The sequence below is a fragment of the Oryzihumus leptocrescens genome (assembly GCF_006716205.1).
In the GTDB taxonomy this organism is placed as follows: domain Bacteria; phylum Actinomycetota; class Actinomycetes; order Actinomycetales; family Dermatophilaceae; genus Oryzihumus; species Oryzihumus leptocrescens.
In genome coordinates, this window is record NZ_VFOQ01000001.1 from 2,732,917 (window position 1) to 2,758,358 (window position 25,442).

The window sequence follows — 25,442 nt, forward strand, 5'->3', positions numbered from 1 at the left end:
TGCTCGCGTGTCAGCGACGGGGTCGCGGCCGGGGCTGGCAGCGCGGGCAGGAGTAGGACGAGCGGTTCATGAACGCCTCGCGCCGGATGGGGGTGCCGCAGCGCGGGCACGGCCGGCCCTCCTGCCCGTAGGCGGCCAGGCTGCGGTCGAAGTAGCCGGAGGCGCCGTTGACGTTGACGTACAACGCGTCGAAGCTCGTGCCGCCCTCACCGAGCGCCTCGGTCATGACGTCGCGGGCGTGCTCGAGCAGCCGGCCCAGCGCGGGGCGGGTCAGGGAGGCGGCCTCCCGCTCGCCGTGGACCTGCGCGCGCCACAGCGCCTCGTCGGCATAGATGTTGCCCACCCCGGAGACGAGTCCCTGGTCCAGCAGGGCCCGCTTCACGCCGGTATGCCGTGCCTTCAGCCGCGCGACGACGGCGCCCTGGTCCCAGGCCGGCTCGAGCGGGTCGGGGGCGATGTGCGTGATGGTGGAGGGCACGCCCCAGGGGCGTGGCACGGAGGCGGGGTCGGGCACGAGGTCCGCGAGCGCCATACCGCCGAAGGTGCGCTGGTCGACGAAGCGCAGCTGGGGGCCCTCGTCGTGGAAGTCGAAGGTGGCGTGCAGGTGCTTCTCACGCGGGGCATCGGCGGGCTCGACGAGCAGCTGGCCGCTCATGCCGAGGTGGACGATGAGGCCCTGCCGGTGGCCGTCGGGGGCAGTCAGGACGAGCCAGAGGTACTTGCCGCGCCGCTCCGCCGCCTCGACCGTGTTGTCGGTGAGCCGGGCGGCGAGGTCCACCGGGCCGGGCAGGTGCCGGCGGGCGACCCGGGCGCCGAGGAACGCCGCCGAGTCGATGCGACGGCCGACGACGTGGTCGGCCAGGCCGCGGCGGACGACCTCGACCTCGGGGAGCTCAGGCATCCACGGGGGCGGCGGGGCGCCCGGTGCGCCCGGCCTCGGCGCGGGCACTCAGCTCGGTCCACGCGCGCTCGGCGGCCTTCTGCTCGGCCTCCTTCTTGCTGCGCCCGACCCCCTCGCCGAGGGTCTCCTCACCGATGACGGCCCGTGCGGTGAAGACCTTCTCGTGGTCGGGGCCCTCCTCGGTCACGCGGTACTCGGGCACGCCGAGGCCGGTGGAGGCGGTGAGCTCCTGCAGGCTGGTCTTCCAGTCCAGGCCGGCGCCGAGGCTGGCCGAGGACTTCATCAGCGGGTCGAGCAGGTGGTGCACGAACGTGCTGGCCGCCTCGAGCCCGGCGGAGAGGTAGACGGTGCCGATGACCGCCTCCATCGTGTCGGCGAGGATCGAGGCCTTGTCGCGGCCACCGGTGCTCTCCTCACCGCGCCCGAGCATGAGGTAGTCACCCAGCCCGATGGTCCGGGCGACGTCAGCCAGGGCACGCATGTTGACCACCGCGGCCCGCAGCTTGGCCAGCTGGCCCTCGGGCAGGTCGGGGTGGTCGGCGTAGAGCGTGTCGGTGACGACGAGCCCGAGCACGGAGTCCCCGAGGAACTCCAGGCGCTCGTTGTGGGGCAGGCCACCGTTCTCGTACGCATAGGACCGGTGGGTCAGGGCACGCAGAAGCAGCGGCTCGTCGATCTCCGCACCGACCACTCCGAGGAGGTGGTCAGCGAGGTCGTCGACGGGCCGCTGCGTCGCGCCGTCCCCCTTGGGGGGCTGGGACGAAGTCACGCGCGAGAGGGGCTGGTCAGCCCTGGTGCTCGGTGCGCTCCGCGACGCCGTAGTGGCGACCGGCGTAGGTACCGCAGGAGGGGCACGCGATGTGCGGCTGCTTGGGGGCAGAGCACTGCGGGCACGCGGTCAGCGTGGTCGCCGTCGTCTTCCAGTTCGCGCGACGCGAACGGGTGTTGGAGCGCGACGTCTTCCGCTTCGGGACAGCCACGTCAGTTCCTTCTCTCTTCGGTACCGCTGTTGGTCAAGTTCTGCAGAGCCGCCCACCGGGGGTCGAGCGTCTCGTGGTGGTGGTCCGGGTCGTCCGCGAGATGCGCCCCGCACTCGGAGCACAGTCCCGGGCAGTCCTCCCGGCACACCGGCTGGAACGGCAGGGCAGGCACCACTGCGTCCCGGAGCACGGGCTCGAGGTCGAGCAGGTCGCCCACGAGCACGAGCTCGTCGTCATCGTCGTCCGCAGAGGCCACCTCGTGGTGGTGCTGCGCCCGATCGGCGTAGGCGAACAGCTCCTGGAAGGTCACGTCCAGCTCTTCGCTGACCGGATCCAGGCACCGCACGCAGGCGCCGGTCGCCGTGGCTCGGGCCGAACCAGTGACGAGGACACCCTCCATGACCGACTCCATGCGCAGCTCCAGCTCGACCGGCTGGCCGGGCTGCACCGCGATCACGTCGCTGCCCAGGTCTGCCGGGGCCTCGACGGTGCGAGACAGCTTCGCCATGGAACCCGGTCGGCGGCCGACCTCCTTGGTGTCGAACACCAGGGGCTGGCGCGGGTCGAGTCGGTCCATGGCTCCGTTGCGTGCAGTTGGTCCGGTGGCGCGTCTGCGTCACAGGCTCAGCCCTCCTCCGCACACGGACGAGGACCGACGCATGAGGTTACCGGAGGGAGGACCGCGCACCCAAATGCGGGGCTAGTGCGCGTGCCGCGCCGCGTCCAGTGCAGGGCCGAGGTCCTCGGTGGCCGGGTCGTAGGCCAGGGGCACGTCATCCTCCTCGGCGACGCCGAGCCGGGCCAGGTCGGCCTCCCGGCGCGCCGCCAGGCGCTCCCGGCCGTTGCCGACCTGCGTCGCGAGCTGGCCCAGCACCACCTCGAACTCGCCCAGCTTGCGGTCGACGTAGTCGTCGGCGTCGCTGAGCAGGCGGCCGGCCTCGGCGCGGGCGTCCTCGACGACGGTCGCGGCCCGCTCCCGGGCGGCGACCAGCACCTCGGTCTGCTCCAGCAGCCGCTCCCGCTCGGCGTGGGCGGCGCGCAGCAGGTCCTGCGCTCGGGCCTCGCCTGAGGCGACGATGGCGTCCCGGTCGCTGAGCAGCGCATCGGCGTGGTCGAGGTCGGCCGGCAGCGCCGCCCGGAGCCGGTCGAGGTCCTCGAGCAGCTCGGCCCGGTTGACCAGGCACGAGGCGGACATCGGCATGGCCTTGGCCTCGCGCACGGTGGCGGTGATGTGCTCCAGCAGGTCCTGGGCGTCCACGTCAGCTCCCTTCAGCCGGGCGCAGGCGCGCGAGCAGCGCGGCCCGGGTCTCGTCGTCGACCAGGCCGGTGATGTCGCCCCCGAGGGCAGCGACCTCCTTGACCAGCGAGCTCGACACGTGCTCGAACCGCGGGTCCCCGGGCAGGAACACGGTCTCGACGCCGGTCAGGTGGCGGTTCATGAGGGCCATCGGCAGCTCGTAGGCGAAGTCGGTGCCACTGCGCAGCCCCTTGACGACGGCCTCGGCGCCGACGTCGCGGCAGACGTCGACCAGCAGCGTGTTGGCGTAGGCCTCGATGCGCAGGTTGGGCACGTCGGCCAGCGCGGCCTTGAGCAGCTGCAGCCGTTGCTCGACGGGCAGCGTGCCGCTCTTGGCGGGGTTGTGCAGGACCGCCACGACCACCTCGTCGTACAGGGCGGCTGCACGGGAGATGACGTCGACGTGACCGACCGTCACGGGGTCGTAGGACCCGGGGCAGACGCAGCGGCGCACAGTGCTCACGGTTCGAACCTAGCAGCGGACCCGGAGCGCCCAGCGGCACTCCGGGTCCATCCGCGGGTATGCCGTGTGCTTGCCGGCCGCGGGCCGGCCCTCACTCGTCCTCGTCGTCCTCGAGCTTGCCCTCGGCCGCGGCCTCCTGCACGATCCGGCGGACGTTGGCGACCGACCCGGGGCCCTCGTCGAGCAGGGCGTTGCGGGCGGCGGCGAACGAGGTGCCCAGCTCTGCCCGGACCGCCTCGGAGACGTCGGTGCGCGCCGGGTTGAGGATGGTCTGCTCCTCCTCGCCGATGTGGTGCATCAGTGCCTTCTGCAGCTCCTCGACCGCGTCGTCGAACTTCTGGGTGTCGGTGGCCTTGCACTCCAGGAGCGCCAGCAGCTTCTCGTTGCCCTCGGCGTGCTCGTGCTCACCGTGCTCGGCCTCGTGGGTGCCGATCGCGTCCTTGCGCACCAGCTTGGGGTAGACCTCCTGCTCCTCGGCCTCGCCGTGGGCGATGAGCACGTCGGCGAGGGCCTGACGGGCGGCCTCGCGGTCGGCGGTGGCGTCGCGCAGCTGGCGCAGCAGGTCCTCGAACAGCCGGTGGTCCTCGAGGATGAGCTCGACGACGTCGCCGGCCGTGGGTCGGGGAAGGTAGAGGTTCGTCATGGGGCCAGCATTACCCAGCGCCCGCCGCAGGCAAGCGCGTGGCACGCGGCAACCGGATCAGGCGACCTCGGGCTCGCCGGCGAAGTCGGCGAACCACATCTTCGTCTCGCCGTAGCGGCGCTCCCCCGCCGCGTCCAGCCCGGCGGGCCAGCGCGGCTCGGGCGAGCGGGAGGAGCGCTCGACGACGACCAGCGCGTCGGGACCGAGCCAGTTGTGGGTGACCAGCAGCTGCAGGACGTCGGCGAGCGCGTCCTCGGTGACGTCGTAGGGCGGGTCGGCGAGCACCAGGTCGTAGCGCCCGGCCCCGGCGGGCGGGCCACCGAGCAGGGCCCGCTCGACGGTGTCGACCCGCACGGTGACCCCGGGCAGGCCGAGGTCGGCGGCGTTGCGCCTGGCCACGGCCCCGGCGCCGCGCGCGGACTCGACCAGCAGCACGCTGGCCGCACCACGGCTCGCAGCCTCGAGCCCGAGGGCTCCGGACCCGGCATACAGGTCGAGCACGTGCGCCCCGTGGAGCACGTCGAGGTGCTCCAGCCGGGAGAACAGCGCCTCGCGGACGCGGTCGCTGGTGGGCCGGGTGCCGCTGCCCGGCGGGGTCTGGATGCGCCGGCCCCCGGCGCGGCCGCTGATGATGCGTGTCACTCGGGGGTCATCCTCGTTCCAGGTAGGCGGCCTGCTCCTCGTCCAGCGCGGCGGCGATGCGCTGGCGCAGGAGCGGGTGCCGCTCGAGCTGCGGGTCGTCGGTCACCAGGGCCAGGGCATCCTCCCGGGCCTGCAGGATCAGGTCCTCGTCGCGCAGCAGGCTCAGGTGGCGCAGGCCACCGCGGCTGCCGCTCTGCCGGGCGCCGAGGACGTCGCCCTCGCGCCGCTGGGTCAGGTCGAGGCGGGCCAGGCTGAAGCCGTCGGTGGTCTCGGCGACAGCGGTCAGCCGCTCCAGTGCCACCTCGGACTCCGACTCGGTCATGAGCAGGCACAGGCCGGGGGCGCTGCCACGTCCCACGCGACCGCGCAGCTGGTGCAGCTGGGAGACCCCGAACCGCTCGGCGTCCATGACCACCATGACGGTCGCGTTGGGCACGTCGACGCCGACCTCGATGACGGTGGTGGAGACCAGCACGTCGATCTTGCCGGCGGCGAAGTCACGCATCACCGCGTCCTTGTCCTCGGGGGCGAGCCGGCCGTGCAGCACGCCGACCGCGAGGCCTTCGAGCGCCGGCTCGTCCTCGAGCTCGGCGGCGACGGTGTGGACGCTGTGCAGCTCGCGTGCGCCGGCGCCCTCCCCGAGGTCGGACAGGTCCAGCGCCTCCCCGTCGTCGTCGACGGTCGTCGCGCCGGCCTCCGCGGCGTCGCCGATGCGGGGGCACACGACATAGGCCTGGTGCCCCTTGCGTGCCTCCTCGGCCACCCGCTGCCAGGTCCGCTGGACCCAGCGGGGGTTGGTGCCCGGGACCACGTGCGAGGCGATGGGCGAGCGCCCGCGGGGCAGCTCGGTCAGGGTCGAGGTCTCCATGTCGCCGAACACGGTCATGGCCACCGTGCGTGGGATCGGGGTGGCGGTCATGACCAGCACGTGGGGCGGCTGGGTGCCCTTGCTGCGCAGGGCGTCGCGCTGCTCCACCCCGAAGCGGTGCTGCTCGTCGACCACGACCAGACCGAGGTCGAAGAAGCTGACGTGCTCCTGGATGAGGGCGTGGGTGCCGACGACGATGCCCGCCTCGCCGCTGGCGGCCTCCAGCAGCGCCTTGCGCCGGGCCGCGGTCGACTGGCTGCCGGTGAGCAGGGTGACCCGGGTGCCGAGCTCGCTGCCGCCGAGCAGACCACCCTCGGCCAGGTCGCCGAGCATCGCCGTCATCGAGCGGTGGTGCTGGGCGGCGAGCACCTCGGTGGGAGCGAGCAGCGCCGCCTGGCCGCCGGAGTCGATGACCGAGAGCATCGCCCGCAGGGCCACGACGGTCTTGCCCGAGCCGACCTCGCCCTGCAGCAGCCGGTGCATCGGGTGGCTCTGGGCCAGGTCGGCGGCGATGGTCTCGGACACAGCCCGCTGCCCGTCGGTGAGCTCGAACGGCAGCCGGGCGTCGAACGCCTCGAGCAGCCCGCCCGGCCGGGCCAGGCGCGGTGTCGTGCGCAGGTCCTCGTTGGCCAGCCGACGCTGGGCCAGGACGGCCTGCACCGTGAACGCCTCGTCGTAGCGCAGCCGGTGCCGGGCGTGCTCGACCTGCTGCAGGTTCTCCGGCCGGTGCAGGTGCTCGTACATCTCCCGCAGCCCGGGCAGGCCTCGCCGCTCACGGACCTCCGCGGGGAGGTGGTCGGGCAGCGACTCCAGCGAGTCGAGGACCACCTCGCCGACGGTGCGGACCTTCCACGGCGGCATCGACCGGCCCGCCGGCAGGTAGATCGGCACCAGTCGCCCGGTGTAGCGGCTGACCGCCTCCTGGGACTCCTCCTCGGCGAAGAGCTGGTAGTCGGGGTGGGTCAGCTGCCAGCTGCCGCGGAAGGCCTTGACCGTGCCGGCGAACAGGCCGTGCACCCCCTGGACCAGCCGGTGCTCGTGGCCGCGGGCGTTGAAGAAGGTCACCTCGACGTCGGTGCGCCCGTCGGTGATGACCGCGGTCAGCATCCGCTGGCGGGGCCGGCTGGGCAGCGGCCGCGTGGTCACCTGGCGGACCCGCGCGACGACGACGACCTCGTCACCCTCGGCGAGCTCGCCGAGGTCGGTCAGCTCCCCCGGCTGGACGTAGCGCCGGGGCAGGAACTCCAGGAAGTCCCCGACGGTGTGCACGTCGCGGTTCTTGGCCAGCGGCCCGGCCGAGCCGGGAGCGACCACCTTGGCCAGCGGGGTGGAGAGGTCGACCACCGCTCACTCCACCCCGAGCAGCAGCGGGTATGCCGGCTGGCCGCCGGCGAGGACCGTCACCTCGAGGTCGCGGCGCCGGATGCGGGCCGCGGCGGCAACACTGTCGCCGAGGTCGGCGGGGGCCTGCTCCCCGGTGACGACGGTGAGCAGCTCGCCGCCACTGCCCAGCAGGCGCTCGACCACGTCACCGGCGACGGCGCCGAGGTCGTCACCGATCGCCACGACGTCGCCGTCGACCACGCCGAGCACGTCGCCGGCGTGGCACCAGCCGGCGCTGGTCAGCGCCTCCCGGTCGGCCACGGTGACCGCGCCCTGGCGGGTCGAGGCGGCGGCGCTGGTCATGGCGAGCAGGTTGTCGCGGACGCCGGCGCCGGCGTCGAAGACCGCCAGGGCGGCGATGCCCTGGACCGCGGCCCGGGAGCGGACCACGTGCACCTCGACCCCCTCGTCCGCGGCGGCGCGGGCGGCGGCCTCCGCGGCGAGGTAGGTGTCGGCGTCGTTGGGCAGCACGAGGACGGCCATGGCGTGGGCCTCGCGGATGGCCTCGAGGATCTGGCCGGTGGACGCCCGGCGGCCCGGGCCGCTGGCCACGACCTCGGCTCCCGCAGCGCGGAACACGTCGGCCAGGCCGGGTCCGGCAGAGCAGGCGACGACGGCGAGCGTGCTGGCCGGCTCCTGCCGGCGTCCGGCCTCGGCCTCGCTCAGCCGGGTGACGCGGATGCGGTGCGGGCGGCCGACCTCGACCCCGGCCTCGATCGCCGCACCGGCGTCGTCGACGTGGGCGTGGACGTTCCACAGGTCGTGGCTGCCGACGACGAGCACGGAGTCGCCGAGGGCGTCGAGCCGGTCACGCAGCCCGGCCACGGCCTCCTCGTCGGCGTCGGCGAGGAGGTACATCACCTCGTAGGCCGGTCCGCCGGCGCGCTCCTCCGGCTCGACCGCGTGCGAGGGCGGGGCCCACTCGGGCCGGGCCGGCACCAGGTCCTCCAACGGGTGCGGGGCCGGGTCGGCGCCACCGGAGACCACGCGCTCGAGGGCCTCCAGGAGCAGGACGTAGCCCGCGCCGCCGGCGTCGACCACCCCGGCGCGCTCGAGGGCCGGCAGCTGCGCGGTGGTCGCGGCCAGCGCCTCACGGGCCGCGGCCAGCGCGGCAGTCACCACGGCATACAGCTCGGAGCCGGACTTCAGGGCGACCTCGGCGGCGGCCGCGGCGGCGTCGCCGACGGACAGGATGGTGCCCTCCACCGGGCGGGTGACGCTGGCGTAGGCGAGCTCGCTGGCCCGGCGCAGGGCCTCGGTGAGCTCCTCCGGCCCGAGGCCGCACGGCTCCTCGGCGACGCGGGCCACGACCTCGCTGATGCCGCGGACCATCTGGCTGAAGATCACCCCGGAGTTGCCGCGGGCGGCCAGCAGGGTGGTGCGCGCCAGGGCGGCCGCCGCGTCCGCGAGGGAGTCGGAACCGGAGCTCGCCGCCTCGGCGCGCGCGGCGTCGAGGGCGGTGTCGAGGGTGAGGTAGAGGTTGGTGCCGGTGTCACCGTCGGGCACGGGGAACACGTTGAGCGCGTCGATCTCGCTGCGCCGCGCGGCCAGCGCGGCGCGCGCGGTGACGGCCCAGCGGCGCGCGGCCACCGCGTCGATCCGCGCCAACCGGCCCTGCGGACCGGGACCGCCCTCACCCATGCACACCTCCTGCTCCAGCGTGAGGGTAGCGGGGCCGTGCGACCATGGACGTCCGCCCACGTCGGGCACGCCGGGAGCGTCGGACGCCACCGGCCGGCGCATTTTGGCCGGACGGGCCGCCTCGGCTACTCTTGACCGGTTCCCCCAGCCGGCGCATCCTTCGTGCTGCCCTGCCGGGAGCACCAGTTCTTCCATTGCATCAACGAGTTCAGGAGATCACCCGTGGCTGCCAACTGCGATGTCTGCGGCAAGGGACCGGGCTTCGGTCACAACATCTCGCACTCGCACCGCCGCACCAAGCGCCGCTGGAACCCCAACATCCAGCGCGTGAAGGCTCTGGTGGGCGCGGCCGGTGTGACCCCGAAGCGTCTCAACGTCTGCACCTCGTGCCTCAAGGCCGGCAAGGTCAAGCGCTGACCCAGCGTCCTGCCGCCTGACCCAGGCACACCGACACGAGCCGGTCCCCTCGCGGGGCCGGCTCTTGTCATGCCTCGGCGCGGGTCAGCCGGCGAAGTGGTCCCAGCCGCCGGGGCCCTGGGCCTGCCCGTCGAGGGTGACGCCCTCGCCGCCGACGACGGCGCCGACCCTGCGCCAGCCGTGGGGCAGGGGCACGTGCGCCGGGAAGCAGCCCAGCAGCGAGTGCTCCTCGCCACCGGTGAGCACGCACTCCCACGCCATCTCCTCCCCCACCGCGCCGGCCAGCGCCGCGACGTCGGCCTGCAGCGCCTCCCGGCTCAGGTCGACCCCGACCCCGCTGGCGCGGGCGACCCGGCCGGCGTCGCGCACCAGCCCGTCGCTGAGGTCGAGCATCGCGTGCACCCCGGCCTCGGCGGCCAGCGGTCCCTGGCGGTACGCCGGTCGCGGCCGACGGTGGTAGTCCACCAGCTCCGGGGCCCGGCCGGGCACACCGCGCTCCAGCAGCCGCCAGCCCGCGTGCGAGCGGCCGAGGCTGCCGGCCACCGCGACGACGTCGCCGGGGCGGGCACCCGAGCGCAGCACCGGCTCGCGGCCCTCGAGGTCACCCAGGGCGGTCACCGACACGACGAGCATCCCGGGCGGGGCCGAGGACAGGTCTCCCCCGACGACGGGGGCACCTGCCTCGCGGGCGGCCTCGGCCAGCCCCGTGGCGAAGTCGTGCACCCAGGCCAGTGGCGTAGCCGGATCGGCGATGAGCGTGACCAGCAGGCCGGTGGGCACCGCGCCCATCGCGGCGACGTCGGCGAGGTTCTGCGCCACCGTCTTGGCACCCACGTCGGCGCCGGTGGACCAGTCGTCGCGCCAGTCCCGGTCCCGCACCATCGCGTCGGTCGTGGCCACCACCTTACCGTCGGGCGCGGCGACGAGCGCGGCGTCATCGCCCGGCCCGAGCAGCACGCCATGGCCGCCAGGCAGCAGCGGGAAGATGCCCTCGAGCAGCTCGGACTCACTCACCTGCGCCAGGGTCGGACCCTCGGAACCGTTGGGATCCTTGACCACTCGTTGCCTCCTGCTGGGACGAAACCTGCACCGGCACGGTAGCGTCTGCGATGTCCGGGCCACGCCGGCCCCGGCACGGTTTCCTCGGGGCGCGCGTGCGCCCCGGCCAACCCTTGGAGGCATCGTGGTGGTCCAGGCCTACATCCTGATCCAGACCGAGGTGGGCAAGGCTGCCACCGTCGCCGAGGCGATCGCCGGCATCTCCGGAGTCACGCTGGCCGAGGACGTCACCGGCCCCTACGACGTCATCGCGCGCGTCGAGGCCCGCAACGTCGACGAGCTCGGCAAGCTGGTCATCGCCAAGATCCAGGACGTCGCGGGGATCACCCGCACCCTCACCTGCACGGTCGTGCACGTCTGAGCGCAGAGCAGCACCCCCGTATGGCGGCCGGTCGCGTGAGGCGACCCGGCCGCCATACGCGTTGTGCGGCAGTGCTGTCCGCGCTGGGGCTCGTCCTCCTGCTGGCCGCCTGCTCCCGCGGCGTGGAGGTCACCGCGGCGCCCGAGGCCTCGTCGGCCGCCTGCCGCGCCGCCTCGGCGAAGTGGCCGGCGACGGTCGGCAACCAGAAGGCCGTCGACACCACCTCGGACTCCGCCGCCGTGCACGCCTGGGGCGACCCGGCCGTGATCGCCCGCTGCGGCGTGGCACCGCCCGGGCCCACGACCGACCAGTGCATTGACGTGTCCGGGGTGGACTGGGTGGCCCACCGGCTCAGCGACGGCGTGCGCTTCACGACGTTCGGGCGCACCCCCGCGATCGAGGTGCTGGTGCCCTCGGCCTACGCCCCCGAGCCGTTGCTGCTGCCGGCGTTCACCGCTGCCGCGCAGACCATCCCGCAGGGCAGCCACCGCTGCCGCTGAAGCTGACGGCGGCTCAGCGCAGGCCGGTGCGGCGCGACAGGGCGAGCTGGAGCAGCTCGTCGATCAGCGCGGGATAGTCCAGGCCCGAGGCCGCCCACATCCGCGGGTACATCGACGTCGGGGTGAAGCCGGGCAGCGTGTTGATCTCGTTGATGACCACGTCGCCGCCACTGGTCCAGAAGCAGTCGACGCGCGCCAGGCCCTCGCAGCCGAAGGCGTCGAACGCGGCCGCCGCCAGGCGCCGCACCTCGTCGGACACCTCCGGCGGGAGGTCGGCCGGGCAGGAGAGCTGGACATCCTCCTCGGCGATGTACTTGGCCTCGAAGTCGTAGAAGTCGTGGCCCTGCACGACCTCGACCTCGCCCACCTCGCTGGTGCGGGTGGGGGCGCCGTCGCGGCCCTCGAGCACGCCGCACTCGATCTCGCGGCCGACGATGGCGGCCTCGACGATGACCTTGGGGTCGTGCTCGCGCGCGGTCTCGATCGCGGCCTCGAGGTCCTCCTTGGCGGTGACCTTGGTGATGCCCATGCTCGACCCGGCGCGCGCCGGCTTGACGAAGACGGGGAACCCCAGCGAGCTCACCGCGTCCAGCGCTGCGGCCGGGTCGTGGCGCCACGCCTTGTCGGTGATGACCGTGTAGGGGCCGACCGGCAGGCCGTGCCCGGCGAGGACGACCTTCATGTAGTGCTTGTCCATGCCCGCGGCCGAGGCCAGCACCCCGGAGCCGACGTAGCGGATGTCGGCGAGCTCGAGCAGCCCCTGCAGGGTGCCGTCCTCCCCGAACGGGCCGTGCAGCAGCGGCAGGACCACGTCGACGTCGCCCAGCGCGCGCGGCGGCTGGCCGGGCTCGAGGACGGCCAGGCTGCGGTCGGTGGTGCTCAGCGGCACGATCACGCCGTCCGCGGCGTCGTCGACCTCGGGGGTGTGGCCGGGGGTCAGCGCGAGGCGGTCCGGGTCGTCGGCAGCCAGGACCCAGCGGCCGTCCTTGGCGATCCCGATCGGCAACACGTCGTAGGTGTCGCGGTCGATCGCGCGCAGCACGCCGGCGGCGGTCGAGCAGGAGACCGCGTGCTCAGAGGACCGGCCGCCGAAGACGACGGCGACCCGCGGCTTGCGGGGCTCGGTGGACGGGGTGCTGGGGACGATGTCGGAGGCGCTCATCGAGGAGTGACCCTACCGCCCGGCATGCGGCCGCCGACACACCCGACCCCGGCCCTGGACCTACTGTGTGGGCGTGGACGCGACTCACCCCGACGACCTGGCCCCGGCCTCCCTGCTCGTCTCCGCCGGACGCCCGCCGCGCGTGCCCGGCGCGGGCGTCAACGCCCCGCTGGAGCTCACCTCGACGTACGTCGCCGACGGCGAGGTCAACTACGCGCGTGCCGGCAACCCGACGTGGACCGCCTTCGAGGACGCGCTCGGCGCGCTGGAGGGCGGCACCGCGCTGGTGTTCGCCTCCGGTATGGCGGCCGTGGCGGCCGCGCTGTCCCTGGCACCCGAGCGCGGGGTGGTCGTGGCGCCGACCCACGCGTACAACGGGACCGGCTCGATCCTGGGCGACCTCGCCGACGCGGGGCGCCTGGAGGTGCGCCGGGTGGACATCAGCGACACCGCGGCCGTGGTGGCCGCGCTGGACGGGGCCGACCTGCTGTGGGTGGAGTCCCCGACCAACCCGATGCTCGAGGTCGCCGACGTCCCCGCGCTCGTCGCCGCGGCGCACGAGCGCGGTGCGGTCGTGGTGTGCGACAACACCTTCGCCACGCCCCTGGTGCAGCAGCCGCTCGCCGACGGCGCAGACGTGGTGATGCACTCGGTGACCAAGTTCCTCTCCGGCCACTCCGACGTCGTCCTCGGCGCCACCGTGACGGCCCCCACCGGGCGCGGGCGCGCGCTGCAGGATCGGCTGGCCCACCACCGCCTCATCCACGGCGCGATCGCCGGCCCGGTGGAGACCTGGCTGGCACTGCGCGGGATGCGCACCATGCACCTGCGGGTGGAGCGGGCCACGGCCAACGCCGCGGTGCTCGCCGAGCGGCTGGGCGGGCACCCGGCGGTCGAGCGGGTGCGCTACCCCGGGTTCGGGGCCGTCGTCTCGATCGAGGTCTGCGGTGGCGCCGAGGCTGCCGAGCGGGTGTCCGCGGCGGTGCGGCTGTGGACCCACGCCACGAGCCTGGGTGGCGTCGAGTCCCTCGTCGAGCGCCGCCGCCGGATCAGCACCGAGCCGTTGACCGTCCCGGAGAACCTGCTGCGCCTGTCCGTCGGGGTCGAGGACGTGGAGGACCTGTGGCGCGACCTGGACCGGGCGCTGCGCCAGGCCTGAGGGTCAGTGCTTCTCGGCCTTGAGCCGCCGGGCCATCAGGGCGCGCACGACCTCCTCGGGCGTGCGCCCGTCGTGGACGACCGCGGCGACGTTCTCGATGATCGGCACGTCGACGCCGTGGTGGCGGGCCAGGTCGAGGATCGCCTCGCAGGACTTCACGCCCTCGGCGGTCTGCTTCGTCACCGCGATGACCTCCTCGACGGTCATCCCCTTGCCGAGGTTGACCCCGAAGGTGCGGTTGCGGGACAGCGGTGACATGCACGTGGCGATGAGGTCACCGACCCCCGCCAGGCCGGAGAACGTCGCCGGGTCGGCGCCCAGCGCCACGCCCAGCCGGGTGGTCTCGGCCAGGCCGCGGGTGATGATCGAGGCCTTGGAGTTGTCGCCCATGCCCATGCCCTCGGCCATGCCGGCCGCCAGCGCGACGACGTTCTTGACCGCCCCGCCGAGCTCGGTGCCGATGACGTCGGTGGCGGTGTAGGGCCGGAAGTAGGGTGCGGCGCAGGCGTCGGCGACCATCTCGGCGACGGCGTGGTCGAGGCACGCCACCACACTGGCCGCCGGCTGCTTGGCGGCGATCTCGGGTGAGAGGTTGGGGCCGGAGAGCACGGCGATCCGCTCCGGCTCGACCTTGCCGACCTCGGCGATGACCTCGCTCATCCGCTTGGTGGTGCCGAGCTCGACGCCCTTCATCAGCGAGACGACGGCGGCGTCACGCGGGATGAGGTCGGCCCAGTGGACGAGGTTCTCGCGCAGCTTCTGGGACGGCACCGACAGCACCACGATCTGGGCGCCCTCGACGGCCTCGGCCGGGTCGGTGGTGGCCGAGACGTTGTCGGGCAGGACCAGGTCGGGCTGGTAGTCGCGGTTGACCCGTTCGGTGTTGATCTGGTCGACGACCTCCTGGCGCCGGGCCCACATCCGCACCGTCGTGCCCGCATCCCCGAGCACCGCCGCGAAGGCCGTGCCCCAGCTCCCGGCGGTGAACACCGCGGCCCGCGTCATGCCTGTCCTCCTGCTGCCCCCGCGGGCGGTTCACGTCGAGCCCGGCGGGGGTTGCCGGTCTCGGGCAGCCCGGACGAGCGAACGTCGAAGCGCTGCGCCGGGGCCTGCTCGCCCCGGATCTGCTCCAGCAGCCCCGTGATCGCGTCCATGATGCGGTCGGTCGCCTCGCGCAGGGTTGCCCGGTCGAGGGGCTGACCGTACAGGTCGCTGAGGTCCACGGCGGGACCGGCCCACACGTGCATCGTCTTGCGGGGGAAGAACCGCGGGCGCTTGCCGTAGGGCTCGAGGATCTCCTGGGGCCCCCACTGCGCCACCGGGATGACGGGGCAGTGGGTGGTCAGCGCCACCCGCGCAGCCCCGGTGCGACCGGTCATCGGCCACATCCCGGGGTCCCGGGTCAGCGTGCCCTCGGGGAAGATCGGCACGCACTTGCCCGCCTCGATGGCGACCACGGCGGCACGGAAGGCCTCGATGGCCTGGGAGGAGCCGCGATACACGGGGATCTGGTCGGCGGCGCGCAGCAGCCGGCCGATCAGCGGGATGCGGAAGACCTCCTCCTTGGCCAGGAAGTAGGGCGGGTGGCCGTTGTCGTAGAGGAAGTGCGCGAACGCGATCGGGTCGATGTAGGACAGGTGGTTGGGGCTGACGACGAACCCGCCCGTCTCGGGGAGGTTCTCGACGCCGCGCCACTCGTGCCGGGTCAGCAGCATCATCAACGGGCGCAACAGGCCCGCGGCGAAACGGTAGGCCAGGGGCAGCCTGTTCCGAGGTCGTTTCCGCCGCACCAGTGATCCGCCCTTCCCGCGTCCGCCCGTTGCGGCCGTCGCGGCCATCTTCCCGGTCGGCGTGGGTCGGTGTCGAGGCGGCCGGCCGTGCTGAGACGATCACCATGATGAGCACGGGAGAGCAGCAGCGGTGGCGCGTCGTCGTGCCGGTCAAGGGCCAGCTGTCGGCCAAGAGCCGCCTGCACCCGCCGGCGGGGGTGCTCCGCTCCGACCTCGCGCACGCGTTCGCGATCGACACCCTGGCCGCGGTCCATGCCTGTATGCCGGTGGGCCGGCTCCTGGTGGTCACCTCCGACGAGCTCACCCGCGGCTGGGCCCGCGAGCGCGACGTCGACGTCACCGCCGACCCCGGCTCGGGGCTCAACGACGCGGTCCGCGCGGGCCTGGCCTCGCTGGAGGCGCGGCACGGGGAGGGCCATACCGCGGTGCTGCTCGGCGACCTGCCGACCCTGCGGCCCGTTGACCTGGCCCGGGCGCTGGCCGCCTGCTGCGAGCACGAGCGCAGCTTCGTCCCGGACGCCGAGGGCACCGGGACCGTGCTGCTCGCCGCCCATGCGGGCGGGTCGATCAACCCGCGGTTCGGCTCGGGGTCGGCGAACGCCCACGAGCGTGACCACACCCGGCTGGACCTGGACCTGCCGCACCTGCGCTCGGACGTGGACGACGACGTGGCCCTCGCGCGCGCGGTGTCCCTGGGTGTCGGCCCGCGCACCGCGCAGGTCCTGGCCTCGCGCCGGCACTAGCCTTGGCCGCATGCAGGCCAGCGTCCACCGCTTCGACCCCGCCACCGGCGCGGGCAGCGTGCTGCTCGACGACGGCCGGGAGGTCCCCTTCGCCGCCGAGGTCTTCGACGCCAGCGGGCTGCGGCACGTCCGTCCCGGGCAGCGGCTGAGCGTCACGAGCGACGGGGAACGCCTGACCCGGCTGTGGATCGTCGGCATCGGCGAGGGAGAGCCCATCCGCTGAGAGCGGGAGCGGGCGTCCTTCGCGAAAGGACTTGGGCCGGCAGCCCGCCGCCGCTACGCTGCCGTTCGCAAGGTGCAGGGCTCGCCTCCGGCGATGCCTGTCGGGATCTCCGGCCAGCACGACGAGCCATCGACAGGCTCGTCACGACTCTCACGAAGAGAGCTCTGGCATGCCCGGAAGCACCTACCCCTCACGGCCCGTCCGCTGGTGGATCTTCGCCACCGTCCTGGTCGCCGACGTCCTGGACCTGCTCAGCACCACGGTCACGAACATTGCCGCACCCTCGATCGTGCGGGACCTCTCCGCCCCCGCCAGCCTGACCCCGTGGCTGGGTGCCAGCTATGCGCTGGCCCTCGGCTCCTCCCTCGTTCTCGGCGCAAGGCTGGGTGACCGGTACGGAACGCGCCGGCTGTTCCTCCTGGGCGTGGCCGGGTTCGCCCTGGCCTCGCTCGCCTGCGCCCTCGCCACCGGCGCGGTCGGCATCGTCATCGCCCGTATCGCGCAGGGAGCCTTCGGCGCCCTGCTCATCCCGCAGGGCTTCAGCATCCTCCTGCGCACCTTCCCGCGTGATGAGCTCGGCGCGGTGTTCGGCGTGTTCGGCCCCCTGCTCGGCGTCAGCGCGATCAGCGGCCCCGTCCTGGCCGCCCTGCTCATCCGCGCCAACCCCTTCGACCTCGGCTGGCGGTCGATCTTCGTCGTCAACGTCGTCCTCGGAGTGGGCCTGTTCGCCTGCGCGGCCCGGCTGCTGCCGCGTCAGGCCGGCAACCGGGACGTGGTCCTCGCTCCCGCCGCGTCGATGCTGCTGATGGGTGGCCTGGGCGCCCTGCTCGGCGGACTCATCAGCGGCAGCGGCGGCACCTGGAGCACCCGAGCGGTCGCGCTGGTCGCCCTCGGGTTCGTGTTGCTGCTGGCCTTCGTCCGCCACCAGGTGCGCAGCAGGAACCCGCTGCTGACACCCTCGCTGTTCCGCCACGTGAGCTTCGTCGCGGGTCTCGTCGTCGGGTCGGTCTTCTTCGCCGCGACGGCGGGGCTGCTCTACGTGACGTCGCTGTACCTCCAGGACGGACTCGGGCTGGCGGCCCTGCCGACCGCGGCGGTCATGGCCCCGATGTCGCTCGGGATCATCATCGCCTCGTTCTCCGTGCGCAGCTCCATCGAACGGCTGGGCCGCCGCCTGGTCACCGCCGGGCTCGCGCTCGTCGGCCTCGGCGTCCTGGCGTACACGGCCTCGGTCCACTACGCCCCGCATTCCCTGTGGCTGCTGGTGTGTCCCCTGTTCGTGTGCGGGCTCGGCATGGGCTGCTGTTTCGGGTCGCTGTTCGCGGTGGCGCTGGGAGAGGTCTCGGAGGAGCAGGCGGGCAGTGCCTCAGGCACCCTCAACGCCGTCCAGCAGCTCGCCAGCTCCGTCGGTGCGGCGTTGATCTCGACGACCTACCTGGCCGGCACGTCCGCGACCGGGTCAGGCCACGCCGTGATCCGCAGCCTCCTCGTCGTGCTGGCGGTCATCGCCGCGTGCTTCACCTGCCTGCCCCTGCTGCCCCGCCGGGCCGCCGCCGAAGCCCACTGACCCCTGCCCCTGGCCATGACGACGACGGGGCCGGCACCCGCAGGTGCCGGCCCCGTCGTGTGGGCTGGAGTGCTCAGGCCTTCTTGGCCGGTGCCTTCCGGGCCGTGGTCTTCCTGGCCGGGGCCGCCTTGGTGGCGGTCTTCTTGGCCGCCGTCTTCGTGGCCGGGGCCGTGGTGACCTTCTTCGCGGGCGCCTTCTTGGCCGGGGCCGCCTTGGTGGCGGTCTTGGTGGCCGTCTTCTTCGCCGGAGCCGCCTTGGTGGTGGCCGACTTCGCCGCCGTCCTGGCCGGAGCCGTCTTCGTGGCGGTCTTGGTGGCCGTCTTCTTGGCCGGAGCCGCCTTGGTCGCCGTCTTGGTCGCGGCCTTCTTCGCCGGAGCGGCCTTGGTGGCCGTCTTGGTGGCCGCCTTCTTCGCCGGAGCCGCCTTGGTCGCCGTCTTCCTGGCCGCGGCCTTGGTGGTGGTGGTCGCGCCGGCAGCCTTGCGGGCCACCGCCGTGCCGGCCTTGGCCGCCGTGCCTGCAGCGGCACGCGCGCCGGCCGCAGCGGTCTTGGGCAGCTGGCGCGGGTCGGCGACGACCGTGCGGAACGCGGTGCCGGCCTTGAACTTCGGCACCGAGGTCTTCTTGATCTTCACCGTCTCGCCCGTGCGCGGGTTGCGGCCCGTGCGCGCGGCCCGTGCCGCCTTCTCGAAGGTGCCGAAGCCGGTGATGCCGACCTTCTCGCCCTTCGCGACGGCCCGGATGATGACGTCGAGCACCGCTTCGAGAGCTTCTGCCGCGGCCTTCTTGCTGCCGAGGCGCCCTTCAAGGGCGTCGATCAGTTCTCCCTTGTTCACGTCTTCCCCTCCCGAGGAAATGTGCGCCGGACCCCTTGCCCGGCGGGTCTGCGGCCGAGCCTGTGCTCGACTTGGAGACGACGTTAGGCCTCCGGGAGTGTGGAGTCCACCACAAACGGAACATCGGATTCGTTGTGTCGCAACGTGTTTGAACAGGGGCCGAGACCGCCCCTGACCTGCGCAGACCCCTCGGAGGCGACTCCGCGACTCCGCCCCGGACGCAGTTCGGCGCCCCGGTGAGGGGGCGCCGACGGCCGTTGTTGTGTTGTGGCAGAACGGATTTCGCGATAGTGGGACCTGCGGCTCAGCTGGCGGTCGAGGCGGCCAGGGTGCTCGGCTTGTATGCCGGTCGGGTCGCCTCGAAGGCACTCACCTCGGCCTCGTGGCGCAGGGTGAGCCCGATGTCGTCCAGGCCCTCCAGCAGCCGCCAGCGCGTGTAGTCGTCGACCTCGAACGGCGCGACGATGTCCTTGGCGGTGATGGTGCGCGACTGCAGGTCCACCGTCACCTCGGCCCCCGGCTCGTTCTCCAGCAGCTTCCACAGCAGCTCGACGTCGTCCTGGCTGGCCTGGGCCGTGAGCAGCCCCTGCTTGCCGCTGTTGCCGCGGAAGATGTCGGCGAAGCGCGAGGAGATGACGACGCGGAAGCCGTAGTTCATCAGGGCCCACACCGCGTGCTCCCGGGAGGAGCCGGTCCCGAAGTCGGGCCCGGCCACCAGGACCGACCCCGCGGCATACGCGGGGTTGTTGAGGATGAAGGTCTCGTCGCGGCGCCAGGCGGCGAAGAGGCCGTCCTCGAAGCCGGTGCGGGTGACGCGCTTGAGGTACTCCGCCGGGATGATCTGGTCGGTGTCGACGTTGCTGCGGCGCAGCGGGACGCCGATGCCGGTGTGGGTCGTGAACTGCTCCATGGCGGTCTCCTCAGGCGCTCAGGTCGGCGGGGCTCGACAGCGTGCCGCGCAGGGCGGTGGCGGCCGCAACCAGCGGGCTGACCAGGTGGGTGCGCCCGCCCTTGCCCTGCCGGCCCTCGAAGTTGCGGTTGGACGTCGAGGCGCTGCGCTCCCCCGGCGCGAGCTGGTCGGGGTTCATGCCCAGGCACATCGAGCACCCGGCCAGGCGCCACTCGGCGCCGGCCTCGGTGAACACCCGGTCCAGGCCCTCGGCCTCGGCCTGCAGCCGCACCTTGGCCGAGCCGGGCACGACGAGCACGCGCACGCCGTCGGCGACCTTGCGGCCCTTGAGGATCCCCGCGGCGGCGCGCAGGTCCTCGATCCGGCCGTTGGTGCAGGAGCCGACGAACACCGTGTCGACCCGGATCTCGCGCAGCGGCGTGCCGGCGGTCAGGCCCATGTAGTCCAGCGCACGCTGCGCCGCGGCCTTCTCGGACTCGTCGCCGAAGGACTCGGGGTCGGGCACGCGGGCCGACAGCGGCAGGCCCTGGCCGGGGTTGGTGCCCCACGTGACGAAGGGGCTCAGCGTGGAGGCGTCGAGGTGCACCTCGAGGTCGAAGACGGCGTCGTCGTCGCTGCGCAGGCGCGACCAGTCGGCCACGGCGGCGTCCCAGTCGGCCCCGGTCGGGGCGTGCGGGCGCCCCTGGAGGTAGTCGAACGTCGTCTGGTCCGGCGCGATCATGCCCGCGCGGGCGCCGGCCTCGATCGACATGTTGCAGACCGTCATCCGGGCCTCCATCGACAGGGCCTCGATGGCCGAGCCGCGGTACTCGATGACGTAGCCCTGCCCGCCGCCGGTGCCGATCTTCGCGATCACGGCCAGCACGATGTCCTTGGCCGTGACGCCGTCCGGCAGCTCGCCGTCGACGTTCACCGCCAGGGTCCGGAACGGCTTGAGCGGCAGCGTCTGCGTGGCGAGCACGTGCTCGACCTCGCTGGTGCCGATGCCGAACGCGAGGGCTCCGAACGCGCCGTGGGTGGAGGTGTGGCTGTCGCCGCAGACGATGGTCATGCCGGGCTGGGTGAGCCCGAGCTGCGGCCCGACGACGTGGACGATGCCCTGGTCGACGTCACCCATGGGGTAGAGACGGACGCCGAACTCCTCGCAGTTGCGGCGCAGGGTCTCGACCTGGGTGCGGCTGACCGGGTCGGTGATGGGGCCGGGCGTCGTGGGGACGTTGTGGTCCTCGGTGGCCAGGGTGAGGTCGGGGCGGCGCACCGGGCGGCCCTCGAGCCGCAGCCCGTCGAAGGCCTGGGGGCTGGTGACCTCGTGGAGCAGGTGGAGGTCGATGTAGAGGAGGTCGGGCTCCCCCTCGGCCCGGCGCACGACGTGCGCGTCCCAGACCTTCTCGGCCAACGTGCCTGCCATCGAACCAACCTCCGTCTGACGGGTGCAGCGAGCCACTCTGCGCGCCTGCTCCGTGAAGGCTGACGCACTTTCCCGGCCCACGAACTTGCGTCTCAGGCACTGAGACGGCAATATCAGGACATGGACAACTCTAGCGGAGTCGGCGTTCTCGACAAGGCCGCGATCGTTCTGGGCGCCCTCGAGGCCGGGCCGTCGACCCTCGCGCAGCTCGTGGGGGCCACCGGCCTGGCCCGCCCCACCGCCCACCGGCTCGCCGTCGCGCTCGAGCACCACCGACTCGTCACCCGTGACATGCAGGGCCGCTTCGTGCTCGGCCCGCGCCTGGGCGAGCTCGCCGCGGCCGCCGGCGAGGACCGGCTGCTCGCGGCCGCGGGCCCGGTGCTCGGGGCGCTGCGCGACCACACCAACGAGAGCGCCCAGCTCTTCCGCCGCCAGGGGGACCAGCGCATCTGCGTCGCCGCCGCCGAGCGCCCGATGGGCCTGCGCGACTCCATCCCGGTCGGCGCCAGCCTCTCGATGCTGGCCGGCTCGGCCGCCCAGGTGCTGCTCGCCTGGGAGGAGCCGGACCGGCTGCACCGCGGGCTCCAGGGCGCCAAGTTCACCGCCACCACGCTGTCCGGCGTGCGCCGCCGCGGCTGGGCCCAGAGCGTCGGCGAGCGCGAGCCCGGTGTCGCCTCGGTGTCCGCCCCGGTCCGCGGGCCGTCGGGCCGGGTCGTCGCCGCCGTGTCCATCTCCGGCCCGATCGAGCGCGTCTCCCGCCAGCCCGGCCGGCTGCACGCCGCGACCGTCGTGGCCGGGGCCAACAAGCTCACCGAGGTCCTGCGGCGGGCCCACGCCGCCCAGCAGGCGGCCCAGCAGCAGGGCGCCTGAGCAGCCACCCGGATAACCGGTCGCGTGCGGCCGGAGGAGCCGGTCACCATGCCGACATGACCGAGCTCGTCCGGCCGCACGTGCGCTACCACCGCTCCTTCCTCGACACCGCACGCGAGCTCGAGGCGGAGGGCAACGGCGGCTTCCTCGACCTGGGCCGCCACCCGCTGGAGACCCTTCAGGGCGAGGCGGGCTTCGCGTCATACGTGCGCGAGCTGCTGGCCAGGGCCCTGCCCGAGACCCCGCGCCCCGCCGACCACGTGCCCGACACGGTCCTGTGGGTGGTCGACGGCGAGCAGATGCTCGGCCGCCTCTCCATCCGGCACTCCCTGACGCCGTTCCTGCTCGAGGTGGGCGGCCACATCGGGTATGCCGTGCGGCCGTCCGCCCGCCGCCGCGGCCACGCGAGCGCCGCGCTCCGGCTGGCCCTGGCGGTGGCCCACGACCTCGGCATCGACCCGGCCCTGCTGACCTGCGACGAGGACAACACCGCCTCCCGGCTGGTCATCGAGCGGGGCGGTGGGCGGCTCGAGGACGTGCGCGCCGGCAAGCGCCGCTACTGGCTGGCGACAACTGGGGGCCAATGACCGCAGAGCACTGGCAGCGGCGCACCCAAGCCCGCTGGGTACCCTTCGCCGCGTGAGCGCCGTCGCCGACCTGCTGGACCGGGCCCGGGTGGCCCGCATCCGACGCGCCCTGCGGGACGGCGAGCGACCACAGCGGCTGGGCCTCGTGCTCGACTGCAGCGACCTGCGGGCGACCTCGCGCGAGCCCCTCGACGCCGGTGCGGGTCACAGCGCCGGCGCCGCCCACGCGGACGACCTGCTCTACTGGTGCGAGGAGTGGGACATCGACCACCTGGTGGTCCATGTGGTCACCGCGGGCGTGCTGCGCCGGGGCCAGGGTGGACAGGTCGGCTACCTGCGCGGCCTGGTCGAGGCGGTCGTCGCCGACACCGTGGCCGGACCCGGCGAGAGCTGGCGGCTCGAGGTCGCCGGGGACGTCAGCCGGCTCCCGACCTACACCATCGCGGCCCTGCGGCTGGCCGCCGCGCTCACCCGGAGCCGGCAGCACCAGCTCACCGTCTCGATCGGCCACCCCGGGGAGCCGGCACCGGCGCTGGACGCCGCCGACCTCGTGCTCACGCCTCCGCTGCCCCTCGGCCTGACCGAGCGGGAGCTGGCCGAGGCGCTGCTGGAGTGGTCACGCACCGAGGTCGGCCGCGCCGGCTGAGCCGCCGGCGGCCAGGCGTTCGCGCGCCGTGTGGCCACGCCGGGCCACGGGCACGACCGCGGTCGCCTTCGCCAGCCCCATGGTCGGGACGCCGAGGTAGAGGCTCTCGTGCCCGCCCGCGGGGACCGCGAAGGTCTCGTGCCAGATCCCCACCGCACCGGATGCCCTGCGGGCACGGGCGTTGAACGCCTGCCACGCCGGCCGGTGGGCGTGGTCGGGCGCGGAGGCGTAGCGGTAGATGTCCTCGACGCTGCGCCAGTACTGCACCACGGTCGGCCCGCCGGCACCGACGAGGCTGCGCGCCTCGAGGAAGCCGAGGTCCTCCCCCTCACCGCGCGCCGCGGCCGCCTTGGCCTGGTAGAGCTCGCGGATCATCCGCGGCATGGCTGTGACGACCGGCAGCCAGGCGTCGACCCGCCACGGCTGGGTGAGGCGCATCCCGATGAGGAACACCGCGATCCCGCCGTCGTGCTCGTGGGTGACGCGCTCGGTGTGGACCTGGACCATGAGCCCTCCTTGGATAGTGCAACTCTCCAATAGTGGATAGCGCTACTATCCAGTGTCAAGGAGGTTGACCATGCGGATCTCGGAGCTCTCGGCGCGCAGCGGCGTGTCCGTGGCGACGCTGAAGTACTACCTGCGCGAGGGGCTGCTGCACGCCGGCCTGGCCACCAGCGCGACCACCGCGACGTATGACGAGTCGCACCTCGAGCGGGTCCGCCTCATCCGCGCGCTGCTCGACAGCGGCGGCCTGTCCGTGGCCGCCGCCCGGCGGGTCACCGACGCCCTGGACACCCCTCCACCGGCCCGGCACGACCTGCTCGGGGTCGCCCACGGCGCACTGAGCGGCGGCCCCCTCTCCCCCGCGGAGGGTTCGGCCGCGACGGCCGCCGCCGCACTCGTGGACGCCCTGGGCTGGCACGTCGGCATCTGCGCCCCGGCCCGGGCCGAGCTCGAACGGGCGCTGGCCGCGGCGGCGGCAGGCGGGCTCGAGGTCCCCGCACGCGACCTGACGGCCTACGCCCGGGCGATGCACAAGGTCGCCGAGGTCGACGTCCGCGGCGTGCCCCGCGACTCGGCGGCCGCGGCCCTGCGGCACGTGGTGGTCGGCACGGTGCTGCTCGACCCCGTGCTGCTGGCCCTGCGCCGGCTGGCCCAGGAGGACGTCAGCAGCCGCACACCGTCGTAGATCCTCCCGAAAGGGACGTTCGTCAGGCTTGACCTGCCCCCAGACCCGAGGAACGTCCCTCTCGGCGGGGTCACGAGGGCACGAAAAAGGCGATCCCCGCCCTGATGACCAGGGCGGGGATCGCCTTCTGCGAGTAGCCCCGACGGGATTCGAACCCGCGCTACCGCCTTGAGAGGGCGGCGTGCTAGGCCGCTACACAACGGGGCCCTAGCTGGTTGCTGTCCTTCACGCTTCCGCGCTCTGCAACCGGTGGAAACCTTACCGAATGGTCAGGATTTCTCCGAATCGCGTCCGACCGTCTCCGACCGGACAACAGCGCTGGGGTACCAGGACTCGAACCTAGACTAACTGAACCAGAATCAGTCGTGCTGCCAATTACACCATACCCCAAGGGGGTATCCCGGCCGGCTTCCCCGAGGGGCTTCCGGACCGCGATCCGGGGGTGAACATTACCGGGCGCCTGCCCCGGTTCCCAAATCGGCCTGCCGCGCCGCCAGCAGCGGGCCCACCTCGGCCAGCGAGGAGACCCGCGGGCCGTCCCACCCGTGCCCCACGGCGGTGCGCGCGTACCGGACGCCCCCGCGGGCCAGCCACACGGCATACAGGCCCGCTGAGCGAGCCCCGTGCGCGTCCACCACCGGGTCGTCCCCCACGTATGCCGTGACCGCGGGCTCGCTGCCCAGCAGCGAGCAGGCGTGAGCGAAGACGCGCGGGTCCGGCTTGCCGTAGCCGAGGTCGTCGGTGGTCACGACGACCTCGAAGCGGTCCTCCAGCCCTGCGAGGCGCAGCTTCTCCGCGGTGTAGGCCGCGCCGGAGTTGGTGAGCACCCCCACCGGCCAGCCGTGCCGCTCGGCACGCCGCAGCAGCGAGGTGACGTCGTCGAAGGCGCGCAGGTGGTCGGCGAAGGCCGGCGCATAGGCGGCCTCGAACCGGCCGTGGGCGTCGTCGATCTGGTCCAGCCCCAGGTGCTCGGCCAGGTCGGTCACGCGGGCACGGCGCATCGCCGAGAAGTCCAGCTCGCCGCGGGTGTAGGCGCCGAACAGGCCACGCGGGTCGGCCCGGAAGCGCCGGGCCGCGGCCTCGTGCAGGTCCGGACCGGCCTGCGGCCACAGCGCGGCGGCCGCCGTCCTGCCCGCCGCGATCATCGCAGCGGTGCTGTCGACGAGGGTGTCGTCGAGGTCGAGCAGGACGGCGACCACGC

The 25,442-nt window shown here is 73.6% G+C and carries 30 protein-coding genes and 2 tRNA genes; 11 read left to right on the forward strand and 21 right to left on the reverse strand.

What is annotated here, in order from left to right:
* Positions 1–10: 10 nt before the first annotated feature.
* From mutM to FB474_RS12825, 10 genes are all read right to left on the reverse strand, one after another.
* Positions 11–901 (reverse strand): bifunctional DNA-formamidopyrimidine glycosylase/DNA-(apurinic or apyrimidinic site) lyase, encoded by an 891-nt coding sequence (gene mutM, locus FB474_RS12780; RefSeq protein WP_141788998.1) that lies wholly within the window; start codon positions 899–901, stop codon positions 11–13.
* Positions 894–1,670 (reverse strand): ribonuclease III, encoded by a 777-nt coding sequence (rnc, locus tag FB474_RS12785; protein ID WP_141788999.1) that lies wholly within the window; start codon positions 1,668–1,670, stop codon positions 894–896. The genes mutM and rnc overlap by 8 nt, the downstream gene beginning before the upstream one ends.
* A gap of 16 nt (positions 1,671–1,686) precedes the next feature.
* On the reverse strand, positions 1,687–1,881 hold the full coding sequence (gene rpmF, locus FB474_RS12790; protein WP_141789000.1) for a 50S ribosomal protein L32: 195 nt from the start codon (positions 1,879–1,881) through the stop codon (positions 1,687–1,689).
* A 1-nt stretch (position 1,882) separates the two neighbouring features.
* Positions 1,883–2,458, reverse strand: coding sequence for a YceD family protein (locus FB474_RS12795; protein WP_141789001.1), 576 nt, complete (start codon positions 2,456–2,458; stop codon positions 1,883–1,885).
* 123 nt (positions 2,459–2,581) lie between these two features.
* Positions 2,582–3,139 carry a hypothetical protein gene (locus tag FB474_RS12800; RefSeq protein ID WP_141789002.1) on the reverse strand — a complete coding sequence of 186 codons (558 nt, stop codon included), beginning with the start codon at positions 3,137–3,139 and terminating at the stop codon, positions 2,582–2,584.
* A gap of 1 nt (position 3,140) precedes the next feature.
* Positions 3,141–3,641, reverse strand: a complete 501-nt coding sequence (gene coaD, locus FB474_RS12805) for a pantetheine-phosphate adenylyltransferase (protein ID WP_246092169.1) — start codon at positions 3,639–3,641, stop codon at positions 3,141–3,143.
* A gap of 91 nt (positions 3,642–3,732) precedes the next feature.
* A complete protein-coding gene (locus FB474_RS12810; RefSeq protein WP_141789003.1) occupies positions 3,733–4,284 on the reverse strand; it encodes a hemerythrin domain-containing protein in 552 nt (183 codons plus the stop codon).
* 57 nt (positions 4,285–4,341) lie between these two features.
* Positions 4,342–4,926 (reverse strand): 16S rRNA (guanine(966)-N(2))-methyltransferase RsmD, encoded by a 585-nt coding sequence (rsmD, locus tag FB474_RS12815; protein ID WP_141789004.1) that lies wholly within the window; start codon positions 4,924–4,926, stop codon positions 4,342–4,344.
* 7 nt (positions 4,927–4,933) lie between these two features.
* Positions 4,934–7,138 (reverse strand): ATP-dependent DNA helicase RecG, encoded by a 2,205-nt coding sequence (locus tag FB474_RS12820; protein ID WP_141789005.1) that lies wholly within the window; start codon positions 7,136–7,138, stop codon positions 4,934–4,936.
* A 3-nt stretch (positions 7,139–7,141) separates the two neighbouring features.
* A complete protein-coding gene (locus tag FB474_RS12825; protein WP_141789006.1) occupies positions 7,142–8,818 on the reverse strand; it encodes a DAK2 domain-containing protein in 1,677 nt (558 codons plus the stop codon).
* 222 nt (positions 8,819–9,040) lie between these two features.
* Between FB474_RS12825 and rpmB the strand changes: the two genes are divergently transcribed.
* Entirely contained in the window at positions 9,041–9,235 is a 195-nt protein-coding gene (rpmB, locus tag FB474_RS12830; RefSeq protein WP_141789007.1) for a 50S ribosomal protein L28, read from the forward strand.
* An 84-nt stretch (positions 9,236–9,319) separates the two neighbouring features.
* Here rpmB and FB474_RS12835 read toward each other — a convergent pair whose 3' ends face one another.
* Complete coding sequence (locus tag FB474_RS12835; RefSeq protein ID WP_425465306.1) at positions 9,320–10,357, reverse strand: thiamine-phosphate kinase; 1,038 nt, start codon at positions 10,355–10,357, stop codon at positions 9,320–9,322.
* 64 nt (positions 10,358–10,421) lie between these two features.
* Between FB474_RS12835 and FB474_RS12840 the strand changes: the two genes are divergently transcribed.
* Entirely contained in the window at positions 10,422–10,655 is a 234-nt protein-coding gene (locus tag FB474_RS12840; protein ID WP_141789977.1) for an Lrp/AsnC family transcriptional regulator, read from the forward strand.
* Positions 10,656–10,726: 71 nt separating this feature from the next.
* Positions 10,727–11,155, forward strand: coding sequence for a DUF3515 family protein (locus FB474_RS12845; protein WP_342778128.1), 429 nt, complete (start codon positions 10,727–10,729; stop codon positions 11,153–11,155).
* Positions 11,156–11,168: 13 nt separating this feature from the next.
* On the opposite strand, the gene FB474_RS12850 is transcribed toward FB474_RS12845, so the two are convergent.
* On the reverse strand, positions 11,169–12,317 hold the full coding sequence (locus FB474_RS12850) for a D-alanine--D-alanine ligase family protein (RefSeq protein WP_141789010.1): 1,149 nt from the start codon (positions 12,315–12,317) through the stop codon (positions 11,169–11,171).
* Positions 12,318–12,390: 73 nt separating this feature from the next.
* Between FB474_RS12850 and FB474_RS12855 the strand changes: the two genes are divergently transcribed.
* Positions 12,391–13,476 (forward strand): trans-sulfuration enzyme family protein, encoded by a 1,086-nt coding sequence (locus FB474_RS12855; protein ID WP_141789011.1) that lies wholly within the window; start codon positions 12,391–12,393, stop codon positions 13,474–13,476.
* A gap of 3 nt (positions 13,477–13,479) precedes the next feature.
* Here FB474_RS12855 and FB474_RS12860 read toward each other — a convergent pair whose 3' ends face one another.
* Positions 13,480–14,481, reverse strand: coding sequence for an NAD(P)H-dependent glycerol-3-phosphate dehydrogenase (locus FB474_RS12860; RefSeq protein WP_141789012.1), 1,002 nt, complete (start codon positions 14,479–14,481; stop codon positions 13,480–13,482).
* A complete protein-coding gene (locus FB474_RS12865; RefSeq protein WP_246092171.1) occupies positions 14,478–15,194 on the reverse strand; it encodes a lysophospholipid acyltransferase family protein in 717 nt (238 codons plus the stop codon). Before FB474_RS12865 ends, FB474_RS12860 begins: the two co-directional genes overlap by 4 nt.
* A gap of 179 nt (positions 15,195–15,373) precedes the next feature.
* Here FB474_RS12865 and cofC point away from each other — a divergent pair, with 179 nt between their 5' ends.
* The 3 genes from cofC to FB474_RS12880 all read left to right on the forward strand — a co-directional run bounded on the left by cofC (position 15,374) and on the right by FB474_RS12880 (position 17,799).
* On the forward strand, positions 15,374–16,009 hold the full coding sequence (cofC, locus tag FB474_RS12870) for a 2-phospho-L-lactate guanylyltransferase (RefSeq protein WP_141789014.1): 636 nt from the start codon (positions 15,374–15,376) through the stop codon (positions 16,007–16,009).
* Positions 16,010–16,019: 10 nt separating this feature from the next.
* Positions 16,020–16,232, forward strand: a complete 213-nt coding sequence (locus FB474_RS12875; RefSeq protein ID WP_141789015.1) for a hypothetical protein — start codon at positions 16,020–16,022, stop codon at positions 16,230–16,232.
* A 169-nt stretch (positions 16,233–16,401) separates the two neighbouring features.
* Complete coding sequence (locus FB474_RS12880) at positions 16,402–17,799, forward strand: MFS transporter (RefSeq protein WP_141789016.1); 1,398 nt, start codon at positions 16,402–16,404, stop codon at positions 17,797–17,799.
* A gap of 73 nt (positions 17,800–17,872) precedes the next feature.
* On the opposite strand, the gene FB474_RS12885 is transcribed toward FB474_RS12880, so the two are convergent.
* From FB474_RS12885 to leuC, 3 genes are all read right to left on the reverse strand, one after another.
* Positions 17,873–18,631 carry an HU family DNA-binding protein gene (locus tag FB474_RS12885; RefSeq protein WP_141789017.1) on the reverse strand — a complete coding sequence of 253 codons (759 nt, stop codon included), beginning with the start codon at positions 18,629–18,631 and terminating at the stop codon, positions 17,873–17,875.
* A 304-nt stretch (positions 18,632–18,935) separates the two neighbouring features.
* Positions 18,936–19,541 carry a 3-isopropylmalate dehydratase small subunit gene (leuD, locus tag FB474_RS12890; RefSeq protein WP_141789018.1) on the reverse strand — a complete coding sequence of 202 codons (606 nt, stop codon included), beginning with the start codon at positions 19,539–19,541 and terminating at the stop codon, positions 18,936–18,938.
* 10 nt (positions 19,542–19,551) lie between these two features.
* The gene (gene leuC, locus FB474_RS12895) at positions 19,552–20,949 is read right to left on the reverse strand and encodes a 3-isopropylmalate dehydratase large subunit (RefSeq protein ID WP_141789019.1); all 1,398 of its coding nucleotides are present in this window, start codon (positions 20,947–20,949) and stop codon (positions 19,552–19,554) included.
* A 120-nt stretch (positions 20,950–21,069) separates the two neighbouring features.
* Here leuC and FB474_RS12900 point away from each other — a divergent pair, with 120 nt between their 5' ends.
* Genes FB474_RS12900 through FB474_RS12910 form a run of 3 tightly spaced genes read left to right on the forward strand, consistent with a single transcriptional unit; the run spans position 21,070 to position 23,052 of the window.
* Positions 21,070–21,819, forward strand: coding sequence for an IclR family transcriptional regulator (locus FB474_RS12900; RefSeq protein WP_141789020.1), 750 nt, complete (start codon positions 21,070–21,072; stop codon positions 21,817–21,819).
* Positions 21,820–21,875: 56 nt separating this feature from the next.
* Entirely contained in the window at positions 21,876–22,406 is a 531-nt protein-coding gene (locus tag FB474_RS12905) for a GNAT family N-acetyltransferase (protein ID WP_141789021.1), read from the forward strand.
* 52 nt (positions 22,407–22,458) lie between these two features.
* On the forward strand, positions 22,459–23,052 hold the full coding sequence (locus tag FB474_RS12910) for an undecaprenyl diphosphate synthase family protein (RefSeq protein WP_185746156.1): 594 nt from the start codon (positions 22,459–22,461) through the stop codon (positions 23,050–23,052).
* Here the strand turns inward: FB474_RS12910 and FB474_RS12915 are convergent.
* Positions 23,023–23,559 carry a DUF4188 domain-containing protein gene (locus FB474_RS12915; RefSeq protein ID WP_141789023.1) on the reverse strand — a complete coding sequence of 179 codons (537 nt, stop codon included), beginning with the start codon at positions 23,557–23,559 and terminating at the stop codon, positions 23,023–23,025. The two genes, FB474_RS12910 and FB474_RS12915, sit on opposite strands and share 30 nt — an antisense overlap.
* A 70-nt stretch (positions 23,560–23,629) precedes the next feature.
* On the opposite strand from FB474_RS12915, the gene FB474_RS12920 reads away from it, so the two are divergent.
* Positions 23,630–24,241, forward strand: coding sequence for a MerR family transcriptional regulator (locus FB474_RS12920; RefSeq protein WP_141789024.1), 612 nt, complete (start codon positions 23,630–23,632; stop codon positions 24,239–24,241).
* Between the two features lie 134 nt (positions 24,242–24,375).
* Here FB474_RS12920 and FB474_RS12925 read toward each other — a convergent pair.
* The 3 genes from FB474_RS12925 to FB474_RS12935 all read right to left on the reverse strand — a co-directional run bounded on the left by FB474_RS12925 (position 24,376) and on the right by FB474_RS12935 (position 25,440).
* Positions 24,376–24,448, reverse strand: a tRNA-Glu gene (locus FB474_RS12925).
* A 111-nt stretch (positions 24,449–24,559) separates the two neighbouring features.
* Positions 24,560–24,631 (reverse strand) — tRNA-Gln (locus FB474_RS12930).
* 59 nt (positions 24,632–24,690) lie between these two features.
* Entirely contained in the window at positions 24,691–25,440 is a 750-nt protein-coding gene (locus FB474_RS12935; RefSeq protein WP_185746157.1) for an HAD family hydrolase, read from the reverse strand.
* Between the last annotated feature and the right edge of the window lie 2 nt (positions 25,441–25,442).